Source organism: Haloarcula montana (assembly GCF_035666295.1).
Lineage (GTDB): Archaea > Halobacteriota > Halobacteria > Halobacteriales > Haloarculaceae > Haloarcula > Haloarcula montana.
In genome coordinates this window covers 2,019,458-2,032,457 of record NZ_CP142027.1, presented here as the reverse complement: position 1 = coordinate 2,032,457, position 13,000 = coordinate 2,019,458, and the positions used below count along the sequence as shown (strand labels likewise).

Below are 13,000 nucleotides of genomic sequence, written 5' to 3'. Positions count from 1 at the left end.
CGACGTTGCGCGCGCGACGGACAAGAGTGGTTCGGCGGCGAGTCAGTACTCCGTTCCCTTGCGCGCGGAGTGACCGGCGTCGAGGGGGTGTTTCACCTTGCTGACCTCGCTGACGAGGTCGGCGTGGTCCAGAAGGTACTCTGGCCGGTCGTGTCCCCCGGTGAGGACGAGTTCGAGCGAGTCGGGTTTGGCCTCGATCAGCGCGAGGACGTCCTCGGGGTCGATCAGACCGCGGTTGGCCGCGTACAGTACCTCGTCGAGGACGAGCATGTCGACGCCCGCGTCGGCCGGCCCGTCGGCGGGGAACGGTTCGTCCGCGGGTGCCTCGGCCGTCGCGTCGACGACCTCACGAGCGCGGTCGAGGGCGCCTTTCGCGCGTGCGGCGTGTTCGTCGTCGTCGCTGCCGTCGAGGAAGCCGTGCCAGCCGTAGTGGCCCGCGTTCTCGTATGAAAAGCCCGGCAGGGCCGCGATGGCGTTGTACTCGCCCCGCACGTCCTCGACCGTCCCGGTCCCGCCTTTCATGAACTGGAGGAGGTGGACCCGGTAGCCGTGGCCGACCGCCCGGGTCGCCATCCCCAGCGCGGCGGTTGTCTTTCCCTTTCCGTCGCCCCACCAGACCTGGACGAGGCCGAACTCGTCGGGGCTTGCCGGTTCGATCGGTTCCGCCGTCGGGCCGGCGTCGTTGTCGTCCATACCGGGAGGTTACGGGCGGTCGACATCTGTCTGGCGGTCGGTGACGACGCCGTGGTCGGTGTCGGCCGGGACGGGCGGGCCGTCGTCGTAGTGGCTATCGAGGCTCGCAGCGACGGCGTCCCGAACGCAGGCCCGCGTCGCGGCGCCGACCGCGGTCGCGCTCCCCGCGAACGCGGCCCGCTCGCAGTCAGGTGCCGAGCCCACGAGGACGGCGTCGGAAGTTGTCCCCGGGACGCCGGCGAGCGCCTGGAGCGTCGCGGCCTTCGCCTCGACGGCGGTCGCCAGGAGCGTCGCCAGCGTGCCGTCGGCCAGTGACCGCTCGACGCCGACGAGGAGGTTGACCGTGCCGGGACGCCACGTCTCCGTGCCGGCGTCGGCCTCGTCGCCAGCCGGTCGGTCCGCGTGGACCGGGAGGGCCGCGGGGTTCGAGAGCCCCGCCGTCGCGACGACGGTCACCGGCCCGTCGCGGGCACGGCGGGCGTCGGCCATCCGGACGCCGGTCAACAGCGTCGGCCCGACCGGAAAGCCAGCGGCTCCGAGCCGTTCCGCCCGGTAGGCGTCGAGGTCGGTCCGGTCGAACGCCGTCGGGACCGTGACGTTGTAGGCGGCGTCGGTCCGTTCGTAGCCGCCGTCCCACGCCGTCGACAGCCAGCGGGTACCGGGCCGGCGGAGCTGGCAGACACCCTCCCGGACTGTCGTCTGGAACGTCACACCGCCAGTGCCTCCAGGAGCCTGTCGTTGTCTGCCGGCGTGCGGACCGCGACACGGACGTGACGGTCGAGCCCGCGGAAGGTGCGCGCGTCCCGGAGCGCGATGCCGGCCTCGCGGGCCTCGGTCAGGAGGTCGTCGACGTCAGTGTCGGACACCGACAACAGGAGAAACGGGGCGTCGGAGGGAGCGACACCGAACCGGGTCCGGAGGCGCTCGCGCATCCGTTCGCGTTCGCGGTCGACCCGCTCGCGCGTGCGGTCGACGAACGCTGTCTGTCCGTAACAGTGCGTGCCGACCGCGGCCGCGGCAGTGCTCATCGACCAGGCGCGCCGCGCCGTCACCAACCGTTCCAGGAGGTCGCCAGTCCCGACCGCGTACCCCATCCGGACGCCGGGGAGCCCGAACAGTTTCGTCAGCGAGCGGGCGACGACGACCCCATCGCGACCGGCAAGCGACGGCTCGTCCGTGAACCCAAGGAACGCCTCGTCGACCAGCAGCGTCGTCCCGGCGTCCCGACAGCGGTCGGCGAACGAACGGAGCGCGTCCGGGTCGGCGGCCTCGCCGGTCGGGTTGTTCGGGTTGCAGACGATCGCGAGGGCGTGTGCTTCGGGGTCCGCATCGAGTAGTTCGTCGTGGGCGACGAACGCGGGCTCGCCCCCCTGGAGGCGGACCTCGCGTGCGTACTCGCCGAAACTCGGGCGGGGGACGAGCACGGAGTCGCCGGCCCGAACGGTCGTCTGGATCGCCAGCCTGATCGCCTCCAGGCCGCCGGCGGTCGGGACGACCTGGCCGGGCTCGCAGTCGACGAACGCCGCGGCGGCCCCGCGGAACTCGGGATAGCCGTCGTCGGGGTAGCTCCGTGCGCGGTCAAGCGCGTCCTCGAAGACCGCGGTCACGCCCGGGGGAGTGTTTGGGTTCGTGTTGGCGCTGAAATCCAGCAGTTCCGGGTCGTCGCTGCTACCGTGTGGTACCCGGCCGTCGGCGTCGATGGCGCCGTCGGTCCCACCCTGCGCCCGTAGCGCCGCGACCGTATCGGGGTCCATGTCCCTCGGGACGGCCGGCACCGTGGAGAAGCTTTCGCGCCTACAGGCGCCGGCCCGCCACGCGGGCGTCGGCCAGCGTGTTGACGTTGATCGCCAGCCGGGGATCGTGGAACAGGACCGCGTCGTCGCCGTCGTCGCCGACGACGTTGACGCCGGTCGGTGCAACCTCACGGCCCTTCCGCCGGAACGTCGTGTCGTCGCTGACGCCCAACTCGCGTTTCAGCGCCGCCGGGACGAGCACCGTCAGCGATCCGGTGTCGTGGCGCGCGAGGACCTGATCGAGGACCGGCCCGTCCAGCAGCGGTAGGTCCGCGGCGACTGTCAGGACCGGCCGCGAGAGCCGATCGTCCGACAGCGCCGCCTCCAGATCCGGGACGTACCCCTCTCCCGGTGTCTCGATGGCCGGCGCGTCGACGTGGGCGCGTGTCTCCGGCGCGTTCGGGGAAGTCACGGCGTAGGCCGTCTCGACGGCGCTGTCACGGACCGCCGACAGGACGCGATCGACCATCGGAACGCCGTCGATCCGGAACAGGGGTTTCTCGGCGTCACTCGCCAGCCGGGTCCCGCGGCCGCCACACATCACCAGCGCGTCCACAACGGCACCTCCCCGAGAAGCGCCGTCGCCGCGACCCCGGCGTGGAGCGCAGCGGCTCGGGCGAGTTCGTTCGTCGCACCCAACACGTCGCCGCCGACACCGTCCAGGCGAGCGTGTGCCCACCGCCGGACGAGGGCGGCGACTGCGAGGCCGGCGAGGACAGCGACGGCGGTCGCCGGAACGACGAGGACGGCGAGGGGGGCGGTGACCGCCAGCGGGCCGGCCAGATCGGTGGGCTGTTTGTCGCCCACGACGGTCGCGCCGAACCCCTCGTGGCTCGGCCGGCCGAGACAGGCCACCGTCGCCATCGCGAGTTTCGCGCTCACCTCGGCGGCGACGACGAGGGCAACGGCGACGAGCGGCGCGAGCGCGGCCGTCGCGAGCGCCCCGAGCGCCAGGACAGCGAGGACGGTGCCCAGCGCGAGGACGGCACCGACCCCGACGGTCGTATCACGCATCACCTCGCGTCGCTCGCTGGCCTCCCCGTGGACGGCCGCGGCGTCGCCAAGGTCCGCGAGGCCGTCGGCGTGGTTGACGCCGACGACGAGGACGACCGCCACTAGGTAGCCCGCCGCCACGACCGGCGCGGGAGCGACATCGGTCGCCAGGAACGGGATAGCCACGAGTGCGCCGACGACGTAGCCCGCAAGCGGGAACGCCGTCGAGCTCGCCGCGAAGGCGTTCCAGGCGGCCTCGCTGTGTCCGACCGGGAGCTGCGAGAGGAATCCAAGCGCCCCGCGGAGGGCAGTCAGGACCACGCGATCACCCCGGCGACAACGTACGCCAGCACGCCCGCAGCGCCGACCCGGCGGATGCCGCGGCGTGCGCCGGCGACCGACGGGAGGTCGCAGTCGGCGTTGAGGACGTAGACGCCGGGCTTCTCCAGGCGACTGTCGAGTGCTGCCGCGGCGACCCCCATCGGCCACCCGGAGTTTGGCGACGGCACCCGATCGAGCCACCGGGAGGCGCGCCAGAGACACCCCCAGTCGAGGAAGGCTACCGCCAGCAACAGCGCGCTGGCCCGGGCCGGGAGCCACATCACCGCGTCGTCGAGCCGCGCCGCCGGCGTCCCGACCAGTTTCGATCGGTACCCGAGCATCGAGTCCATCGTGTTGACCGCCTTGACCCAGGCGGCAGCGCCGACGCCCGCCGGCAGCGGTGGGAGCCCGACCGCCGGCGCGAGGACGACGGCGAGGGCGAACGCACCAAGCGGCGCGACCAGCCCGTCGGCGAGGTTCTCGGCCGCGCTCTCGACGGCCGCGCTTCGCAGGAGGCCGGGCGAGAGGTCGGCCGCGTCCCGGCCGGCCAGCGCCAACAGTCCCTCCCGGGCAGCCGCGACATCCCGGTCGCTGTCCCGGGCGACGGCGTTCGCTGCCGACAGAAGTCGCCGGAGACTCGTCGTCAGGAACAGGACGGCACCGGCGACCCCGACGCCGAGAAGTGGTGTGACCGTGCCCGCCCCCACGACGAGCGTTCCGACGCCGGCGGCAGCAGCCAGCGGGAGCGCCGCCGCGGCGAGTGCGCCGACGGCGAGGGGTTGGTCCCACGGACGGTCGACGGCACCGACGAGCACGCCGAACCAGGCGACCGGGTGCCAGCGGGTAGGCGGCTCTCCGAGGCCACCCTCCAACGCGGCGGCGACGAGGACAGCCAACCCTGCGGCCGTGCTCACAGCGATCCCTCCCGACAGCGTCTCGCGACCGTCGCGAGCGGCGTCTCGTCGATCAGGACCGACCGCGCGCCGACCCGACCGGCACCGCCGTCGGTACGGGCGTCGTCACCGACGTGGACCAACGTCGCGAGGGGGACGCCCAGCGCGTCGGCCGTCGCTGCGAATATCTCACGGTGAGGTTTCCGCCAGCCGCAGTCGACGCTGGTGACGACGGCCTCGAAGGGGCCGAGCGACGCACGGTCGAGCGTCCGTTCGACGAGTCCCGGAACGCTACAGTTCGAGCAGACCGCGACCGGTCCCTGCTCCCGGGCAGCGGTAACCGCCGCCCCGGCGTCGGGACGCACGGTCACCGGCGTGTCGAAGGCGTCGAGTACTGCGTCCCGAGCGACCCGCGCAGAAACGTCGACACCGCGGCTCTCCAAGGCGAGGCGGACGTGTTCGGGCAGCGGTGCCTCCCGGCCGCGTTCGTACTCGCGGTGGGAGTTCCGGTAGGCGTCTTCCCAGTCGTCCGGGACCGCGACTCCACGGTCAGTCAGCGCGCTAGCGACGGCATCCCACGGCGTACTGGGTCGGTCGGCCGCGACCAGCGTCCCGAACAGGTCGAAGGAGAGTGCCACGTTCGCGTAGTTACTGCAATCGTACTTGAACTGTCCGGTGGGGCAGCGTCGGGAGCTCTCCCGAGGACGACGGGACACCGTCAGACAAATATCAGATTAAATTGATTACTAGGCCGAGTTTCTACCAGAAAAAGTATATTTCTATCCGCGTTTACAGTCAGATTTCGTATCTAAATCGCACTACTGCAGCCACTTGTTCTGGTCACTCACCATGGTAGCAGTCCGGAGTCCGAATCGGATATACGGGCGGAAAAGAGATACGTAAACCGACAGGAATCGTTACCAGCGGTGGTGGACAGCGTCGTACACGTGGTCCTCGTAGACGTCACGCACCGCCCCGCGGGTCTGGTTCGAGAGGGGTGCCATCTCGCTGACCGCCGCGTTGGCCTGGATGTGTTCCGGGGTCGTCGATCCCGGGATGACCGTCGACACCGCGTCGTGATCGAGGATCCAGCGCAGTGCCATCTGGGCCATAGTCATCCGTTCGGGGACGTGTCCCCGGAGCGCGTCGACGGCGTCGAACCCGTCCTCGACGGGCAGGCCGGCGAAGGTCTCCCCGCGGTCGAAGGCCTCCCCGTCAACGTTGAAGTTCCGGTGGTCGTTCTCGGGGAACTCCATGTCACGAGAGAGCGTTCCGGTCAGGAGCCCGGAGGCCAGCGGGACCCGTGCGATGACACCGACATCCCGCCTGGCGGCCTCCTCGAAGAACAGCTCCGCCGGGCGCTGGCGGAACATGTTGAAGATGATCTGGACAGTCTCGACCCCTGGGTACTCGATGGCTTTCAGGGCCTGCTCGACCTTCTCGACGCTGACCCCGTAGTGGGCGATCTTCCCCTCCTCGCGCAGGCGCTCCAGCGCCTCGAAGGTCTCGGGCTGGTAATACGCCTCCGTGGGCGGGCAATGCAACTGCACCAGTTCGAGCGTGTCGGTCCCCAGGTACTCCCGGGAGCGGTCGACGAACCCGGAGAGGTTCTCGTAGTTGTAGCGCTCGGCGGTGTGGGGGTCGAGTCGACGACCCGCCTTCGTCGCGACGGTGACCTCGTCTCGCACTCCCCGCTCGTCCAGTACTTCGGCGATGCGTTGCTCGCTGAAGCCGTCACCGTAGACGTCGGCGGTGTCGATGAAATCGATGCCGGCGTCGAGGGCGGCCCGGACCGCCTCGCGGCCCTCCTCGGCGTCCACGTCGCCCCAGTCGCCGCCGATGTTCCACGTCCCGAACCCGACATCCGTTACCTCGTAGTCTGTCGAACCGAGCAATCGGTGGTTCATACCCTGGGTTAGCCGTGGTTGCCACTAATGCCTTCCTCTGGAGTGGGACAAAAACGGGCGTGAGCCCGCTCGTGCGGGTCGCGGCGGACGTGCCATGTGGACGCCGACAGCTACTCGACCCACTTCGCCCGGCGGATGTCGTAACCGTCACAGGCCGGACAGGAGTGGTACTGGATCTCGAAGGCGCTCCGGCAGGACAGGCAGACGTAGGGCTGTCGGTCCGCTGTCCCCAGTCCGGAGACGACTTTCGCCTTGTCAAAGACACCCATCGACGACCACGTCAACGGTACACCCCACCAGGACATAAAAGCCGGAGATCGTTCAGGACGTTTTACGCGGTCCGCGTCGGCCGGTTCGTCCGTTCCGTGGGACCGAACCAACCGACAGAATCGGTCTCCCGCGACCATCGTGTCATCGATGGAGTGGGTATGCAAATCGTTTTCAGAACTCATCACAGTCCCATCGTATGGACGACTATGCGGAGATGTTCGGACAGGGTGGTCTGAACGACCAAGTCGACGCCGACGCGTTGATGTCCGACATCGGTCTCGACGAAGACGAGGTCGCCTGGCGAAAGGCGTTCATCGGGTTCGACGAGAACGATGTCGACCGATTGCGAGCGCTCCAAGACACGTTCGAGGAGCACGCAGAAGCGATCGGCGAGCAGTTCTACGAGAACCTCCTCGAACACGACCAGACCATCGAAGTCATCGAACGATCACCGAAAGCCGTCGACGCGCTCAAACAGACACAGGAAGCGTACTTCGCGACGCTCGCCGGGGGAGAGTACGGCCAGGAGTACTTCCGGAACCGCGCCCGGATCGGGAAGCTCCACGATATCCTCGAAATGCCGATGAAACACTACATCGGCCAGTACGGCGTCTACTACGACCTGATCCTACCACTGCTTGCCGATCGACTCGAATCCCGCATGCGCGACCGACTCGAAACCGAATGGCCCGACACAGCGGCCGACGGTAGCACGGCCACGGGATCGACAGACGACTCGACACCGCTCCCCGATTCGGCCGAGTCAGCTATCACCGAAGAGGTCAGCGCGTTCAAACGGGAACTCCTGTCGGTCCTGCGTATCATCAATCTCGACATGCAAGTGGTCGCGGATACGTATATCCACTCCTACAACGAGAAGGTCCGCGCAGAGGTCGCCCGCCGTGAACGGCTAGCAACGGAAGTCGAGGAGGACCTGGAGGGACCACTGGACGAACTACGTCGTTCCGCCGACGACGTTGCACAGAGTACCCAGCAGATATCCGCGCTGACCGACGAACAGGCCGAACACATCGATACCATCACCGAAGAGGTGTCCGGGATGAGCGCAACCATCGAGGAGGTCGCCGCGAGCGCCTCACAGGTCGAATCAAACAGCACGCGCGCTCGGAACCTCGCCGAAGAAGGCCAGACCGCTGCCGACGATGCAATGGAGGTAATGGATGATGTCGGTGAAGCCGTCGACGAGGTCGCGGACGACGTGGATGCACTCCAGAACCGCGTCAGCGAGATCGACGAAGTCGTCGACGTGATCAACGACATCGCCGAGCAGACGAACATCCTCGCGCTCAACGCCTCGATCGAAGCGGCGCGTGCCGGCGAGGCCGGCTCCGGGTTCGCCGTCGTCGCCGACGAGGTCAAGTCGCTGGCTGGCGACTCCCAGGCGCGTGCCAGCGAGATCGAAGCACTGGTCGCCGACATTCAGGCTGATACGACCGATACCGTCGAGAGCCTCGACACGACGACAGAGCAGATCGAACACGGGATCGAACGAGTCAGCGAAGCGATGGACTTACTCGACGATATCACCGACGCTGTCCGCGAGACGGCAAACGGCATCAAAGAAGTCTCGGCTGCGACAGACGACCAAGCCGCAAGTAGCGAGGAGATTGCGAGTATGCTCGACGAACTCGTCGAACAGACCGATACCGTCGTCGAAGAGGTCGAGCAAATCGCCGCTGCAACCGAACAACAGGCCGCGACGGTGGACGAAGTCTCACAAACGGCGAACCGACTGACTGAGTGAACCACCCGTTGTAACTGCTGGAAGGCTTCGCTCACGAGGACAGCGATAAGCCGATCGACAGTCGGCTACAGATCGGCTGGAAAAGGAGTCCGCCCTCCCCGATTTGAACGGAGGAAGACAGTCCTGCTCGCTACGCTGTGCGGGCTGTGACTTCCAGGCTCAAATCGTTTCAGCATCGACTTTTGACTGCTCACTGTCGTTCGCAACAAAAGTCCGCCCTCCCCGATTTGAACGGGGGACAAGTCGATCTACAGTCGACTGCTCTACCAGTCTGAGCTAAGGGCGGTTACATGAGAAGGCATCCGCCGTCCGGACTTAAGGGTTATTATTCGATAGGGGTACGGCCGGTCGTGACACGGGAAAGAGCACGAAAGAATATTACTAACGGTGGTCATACACGGTAGTACGGTGCTCGGTGACTGCCCATACTGTAACGGCCGGCTGACCAACGCGAAGAAGTCTGTCATGTGTGACCACTGTGGGGAAGGGTTCCACATCGAGTGTGCGCGCGATGTCGACAGCTTCGAGATCACTGTCGAGTCGCATCTTCTCAGATCAGATACCTACACGATCACCTGCCCGAACTGCGCGGAAGCGTGGGAAGTCGGGTTCGACCCCAGAGAGGACTAACAGCAGACAGCCGTCAGACAGCGCGGGAAGATTTAATTACTCGGGGATCATCGTGTCCGACGAGTCGGATGAGTAAGATCACGTTCCGCGCGGACGACGACCTCGTCGCGCAACTCGAGGAGTTCGACGCCTCCAAGAGCGAGGTCATGCGGGAAGCCCTCCGGGAGTACTTAGGCGAGGGTCAGTCCTCGACGGCCGACGGAGCGGTGTCTCACACGACGGGAGACATGGACAGCATCGACGAGTTCATCGCGGAACGTGTCGATGCGATCATCACCGACAGACTCGACGATACGTTTCCTCGTCAGCGCGCGCAAGACGTGAACGTAAACATCACGTTAGAACAGGATTCAGGGGCTGTCTCACCTGATTCCGAGTCCGAACACGAGGAGAACGAACGCGTGTCACACGACGCGTCGACGGGCGTGTCACACGACTCCGATTCGCGTAAGACGGACCCGAAAGACGACGAAAACACGGAGCCAGACGTGGCACGCGACTGCGCGCAATGTGGCGAAACAGTGTCTTCGTCCCACGTTTACTGCCCGAACTGTGGTGAGAAGGCATCCCGCCGTGTGTTCTGTGAGTGCGGTGACGAACTCCGATCGGACTGGGGATTCTGTCCGAGTTGCGGTCGTCGGACGCCGGCTGCGGATGTCCTCGACAACCCGTAAACGCCATTTAGTCCATTCTTAGCCCCGTTTACGGCAGAAGCAGACTATTGTCATACACTCGGGGAAAGTTTTAATACATAACGGTCTGTGGTACAGGTTGCGTAAGACGGCTTGTCTTACGCGGCGACCCTCGGGCGGCATGAACGCCGCAGTCCGGCGGTTTCGCCGTGTAAACAGTCGGCCCGGGCCGCAAACGCTCTCGGGCCGAGTCGTCTTACCCAAAGGGGAAAATACGAATATGGAGCGTGTGACACTACGGATTCCGAAACAGCAGATCGAAGAGGTCGAACAGATGGTCGCAACGGGGGAATACCCCAACCGGAGCGAAGCGATCCGGGCCGCTGTTCGAGAAATGCTCGCCGAGCAGGAGAACTCCGAGCGGAACGGTAACCGCAAACGGAGCTGGGCGAGGGCATAACGATGCAGGACATCGTCAACGAGGCCCTCGAACGCGACGAGCAGGAACAGAAACAGTTGTCCGACGAGGACGTCGACGGGTTCGGTGACCCCCGTATCGTCATCGTCGGCTGCGGTGGCGCCGGGAACAACACGGTCAACCGGCTGTACAACATCGGCGTCGACGGTGCCGATACCGTGGCGATCAACACGGACAAACAGCACCTCAAAATGATCGAGGCCGACACGAAGATCCTCGTCGGCAAGTCCCTGACCAACGGGCTCGGTGCCGGTGGCGACCCCTCGATGGGCGAGCGCGCGACCGAGATGGCCCAGGGCACGATCAAGGAAGTACTGGGCGACGCCGACCTGGTCTTTGTCACCGCCGGCATGGGTGGCGGGACCGGGACCGGTGCCGCCCCCGTCGTCTCGAAGATCGCCAAAGAGCAGGGCGCGATCGTCGTCGGCATGGTGTCGACGCCGTTCAACGTCGAGCGTGCCCGGACGGTCAAAGCCGAGGAAGGACTGGAGAAGCTTCGCCAGGAAGCCGACTCGATCATCGTCCTCGACAACAACCGACTGCTCGACTACGTCCCGAACCTGCCGATCGGCAAGGCGTTCTCGGTGATGGACCAGATCATCGCCGAGACGGTCAAGGGGATCTCCGAGACGATCACCCAACCGAGCCTGATCAACCTGGACTACGCCGACATGACCTCGATCATGAACAAGGGTGGCGTCGCCGTGATGCTGGTCGGGGAAACCCAGGACAAGAACAAGACCGAGGAGGTCGTCAAGGACGCGATGAACCACCCCCTGCTGGACGTGGACTACCGCGGCGCAAGCGGCGGTCTGGTCCACATCACGGGCGGTCCCGACCTCACGCTGAAGGAGGCCGAGGGCATCGCCCAGAACATCACCGAGCGCCTGGAGGCCGACGCGAACGTCATCTGGGGCGCCCGCATCCAGGAAGAGTACAAGGGCAAGGTCCGCGTCATGGCGATCATGACCGGCGTCCAGTCCGCACAGGTGCTGGGTCCGACGACCCAGAAGCAGGCCAACAAGTCCCGCGAGGCCATCCAGGAGGTCGGCGACGACACCTCCTTCGACGCGAGCGATAACGTCGATGCCAGCAGTGCGGGCACCGGCGGACACAGTGGCGGCCAGAGCGGCGGTCACTCCGCAGGCTACGGCGAGACCGATGGCGGTCGCAGCGAGGTCGAGACCAACAACGGACTCGACGTCATCCGGACCAACGAGTAACCCCGTCGACTTCCGACCCCCACCTTCTCCGTTTTTTCGACCGCTAAGCGGCCGCACTCTCAAGCGACGCCCGTCCCGGCGTAGCCGTCGATCCTGTCGCCGTCGGCGTCGGTCAGGAACTCGACGTCGATGGTGCCGCTGCCGATGTCGTCGAGGTACTTCACGTCGCCGCTGCTCGCCCCGATGTAGACCAGTTCCGGATTCCCGTCGCCGTCGACATCGGCAGCAGTCGCAGTCGCTTGCTTCGCCGAGGGGGCCGATCCGCCGCTCACGTCGCTGCTGTCGATCTCGTCGCCGCTCGTGTCGTCGGTGAGGACGACATCGTTCCCGCCGTCGACGCTGACGACTCGGGGCGTTCCGTCGCCGTCGAAGTCGGCCATCGTCCCGGCACCGATGCCGGTACTGGAACCGAGGCTCGTCGACATGGAGTCGACGCTCCCACCGGGTTCGAGATGCTGGAGCGTCTGGCTCGCGTCGGCGAAGACGAGTTCGTCGGTGCCGTCGCCGTCGATATCTCCGGGGCCGACGACCGCGTTCGCGCCGTCACCCGGTGCCGCGACGACCGTCGCGCCGCCACCGGGCGTCGCCCGATAGATGGCCGTCGGACTCGTGTCGTTGACGAAGAAGACCGACGGCGGGCTCCCGTTCCAGGAGCCAGTGGCCAGGCGCGTCTTGTCCTCGGTGATGTCGGGGACGTCAGCACTGGTCACGACAGTAGTCACCTCGCCCGTCGCGTCGACGAGGTTGACCGCGCCGCTGCTGTTGACGTAGGGGATACCGGGCGCGCCGTCGCCGGTGACGTCGGCGTTTGGTGGGCCGATAGCTTCGATGTCGCTAGCGTTCGGGACCACGCTGACGGTGCCGCCGTCGCCGGAGATCGTGGTGATCCCAGTCGCGTTCCCCGTGAAGACGGTTCCACCGGGGAACCGACCGGACGCGATGATCTCGTCGATATTGAACCGCGCGAGGATGTACGAAGAGGGTTCGCCCTCGGATTCGGTCCAGACGATCCGGAGGCTCTTGTCCTGGGGGAAGACGACGACCGACTGGCCGGCCGCCAGCGTCCGACCGTGGAGGACGTCCGGGTCGGCGACGCCACGGAGCGTGACCCGGTCACCGTCGATCTCCGGCCCGGCCTCGTGGACGAGTTCGTAGGTGCCGTCGGTCCGTTCGAGGTCGAAGGCCGTCTCCGGAGCGGGCGTCTGTTCCTCGGTCAACTGGAAGACGAACACCGACGAGAGCCCAACCAGCAGGGCCACGATACCGAGCAGGAGAACGCCGCCGACGACCGGCGAGACGCCACGCTCACCGTTGGAAGACGGCCCGGAGACCATCGTAACAGCGATACGATAGTACTCGGACGCTCATATTAGCTGCGGGACAGTATCGGAGTTGACAACGG

General features: G+C 66.6%; 15 protein-coding genes and 1 tRNA gene. 5 read left to right on the top strand and 11 right to left on the bottom strand.

Annotated elements, in window-relative coordinates:
• Positions 1–42 precede the first annotated feature (42 nt).
• The 9 genes from VJ109_RS10660 to VJ109_RS10620 form a co-directional block, all read right to left on the bottom strand.
• Positions 43–693, bottom strand: a complete 651-nt coding sequence (locus VJ109_RS10660) for a cob(I)yrinic acid a,c-diamide adenosyltransferase (RefSeq protein WP_324756632.1) — start codon at positions 691–693, stop codon at positions 43–45.
• A gap of 9 nt (positions 694–702) precedes the next feature.
• Positions 703–1,404, bottom strand: a complete 702-nt coding sequence (locus VJ109_RS10655) for an adenosylcobinamide amidohydrolase (protein ID WP_324756630.1) — start codon at positions 1,402–1,404, stop codon at positions 703–705.
• On the bottom strand, positions 1,401–2,447 hold the full coding sequence (gene cobD / locus VJ109_RS10650; protein WP_324756628.1) for a threonine-phosphate decarboxylase CobD: 1,047 nt from the start codon (positions 2,445–2,447) through the stop codon (positions 1,401–1,403). The genes VJ109_RS10655 and cobD overlap by 4 nt, the downstream gene beginning before the upstream one ends.
• Before the next feature lie 40 nt (positions 2,448–2,487).
• Entirely contained in the window at positions 2,488–3,027 is a 540-nt protein-coding gene (locus tag VJ109_RS10645) for an NTP transferase domain-containing protein (RefSeq protein ID WP_324760338.1), read from the bottom strand.
• Positions 3,027–3,800, bottom strand: coding sequence for an adenosylcobinamide-GDP ribazoletransferase (gene cobS / locus VJ109_RS10640; RefSeq protein WP_324756627.1), 774 nt, complete (start codon positions 3,798–3,800; stop codon positions 3,027–3,029). The genes VJ109_RS10645 and cobS overlap by 1 nt, the downstream gene beginning before the upstream one ends.
• Positions 3,791–4,714 carry a CobD/CbiB family cobalamin biosynthesis protein gene (locus VJ109_RS10635; RefSeq protein ID WP_434737255.1) on the bottom strand — a complete coding sequence of 308 codons (924 nt, stop codon included), beginning with the start codon at positions 4,712–4,714 and terminating at the stop codon, positions 3,791–3,793. The genes cobS and VJ109_RS10635 overlap by 10 nt, the downstream gene beginning before the upstream one ends.
• Positions 4,711–5,331: an HAD family hydrolase gene (locus VJ109_RS10630; protein WP_324756625.1), complete on the bottom strand. Its 621-nt coding sequence runs from the start codon at positions 5,329–5,331 to the stop codon at positions 4,711–4,713. Before VJ109_RS10630 ends, VJ109_RS10635 begins: the two co-directional genes overlap by 4 nt.
• A 279-nt stretch (positions 5,332–5,610) precedes the next feature.
• Positions 5,611–6,600, bottom strand: a complete 990-nt coding sequence (locus tag VJ109_RS10625; RefSeq protein WP_324756624.1) for an aldo/keto reductase — start codon at positions 6,598–6,600, stop codon at positions 5,611–5,613.
• A 110-nt stretch (positions 6,601–6,710) separates the two neighbouring features.
• On the bottom strand, positions 6,711–6,869 hold the full coding sequence (locus tag VJ109_RS10620; RefSeq protein WP_324756622.1) for a hypothetical protein: 159 nt from the start codon (positions 6,867–6,869) through the stop codon (positions 6,711–6,713).
• A 197-nt stretch (positions 6,870–7,066) separates the two neighbouring features.
• On the opposite strand from VJ109_RS10620, the gene VJ109_RS10615 reads away from it, so the two are divergent.
• A complete protein-coding gene (locus VJ109_RS10615; RefSeq protein ID WP_324756621.1) occupies positions 7,067–8,635 on the top strand; it encodes a globin-coupled sensor protein in 1,569 nt (522 codons plus the stop codon).
• A 212-nt stretch (positions 8,636–8,847) separates the two neighbouring features.
• Here VJ109_RS10615 and VJ109_RS10610 read toward each other — a convergent pair.
• A tRNA-Tyr gene (locus VJ109_RS10610) sits at positions 8,848–8,921 on the bottom strand.
• A gap of 179 nt (positions 8,922–9,100) precedes the next feature.
• On the opposite strand from VJ109_RS10610, the gene VJ109_RS10605 reads away from it, so the two are divergent.
• The 4 genes from VJ109_RS10605 (at position 9,101) to ftsZ (ending at position 11,598) form a co-directional block, all read left to right on the top strand.
• Positions 9,101–9,265, top strand: coding sequence for a hypothetical protein (locus VJ109_RS10605; RefSeq protein WP_276222895.1), 165 nt, complete (start codon positions 9,101–9,103; stop codon positions 9,263–9,265).
• Between the two features lie 68 nt (positions 9,266–9,333).
• The gene (locus VJ109_RS10600; protein WP_324756620.1) at positions 9,334–9,939 is read left to right on the top strand and encodes a double zinc ribbon domain-containing protein; all 606 of its coding nucleotides are present in this window, start codon (positions 9,334–9,336) and stop codon (positions 9,937–9,939) included.
• A gap of 238 nt (positions 9,940–10,177) precedes the next feature.
• Complete coding sequence (cdrS, locus tag VJ109_RS10595) at positions 10,178–10,357, top strand: transcriptional regulator CdrS (RefSeq protein ID WP_276222899.1); 180 nt, start codon at positions 10,178–10,180, stop codon at positions 10,355–10,357.
• Positions 10,358–10,359: 2 nt separating this feature from the next.
• Complete coding sequence (gene ftsZ, locus VJ109_RS10590; RefSeq protein WP_324756619.1) at positions 10,360–11,598, top strand: cell division protein FtsZ; 1,239 nt, start codon at positions 10,360–10,362, stop codon at positions 11,596–11,598.
• Positions 11,599–11,657: 59 nt separating this feature from the next.
• Here the strand turns inward: ftsZ and VJ109_RS10585 are convergent, their stop codons facing one another.
• Entirely contained in the window at positions 11,658–12,932 is a 1,275-nt protein-coding gene (locus tag VJ109_RS10585; protein ID WP_324756618.1) for an FG-GAP-like repeat-containing protein, read from the bottom strand.
• Positions 12,933–13,000: the final 68 nt, after the last annotated feature.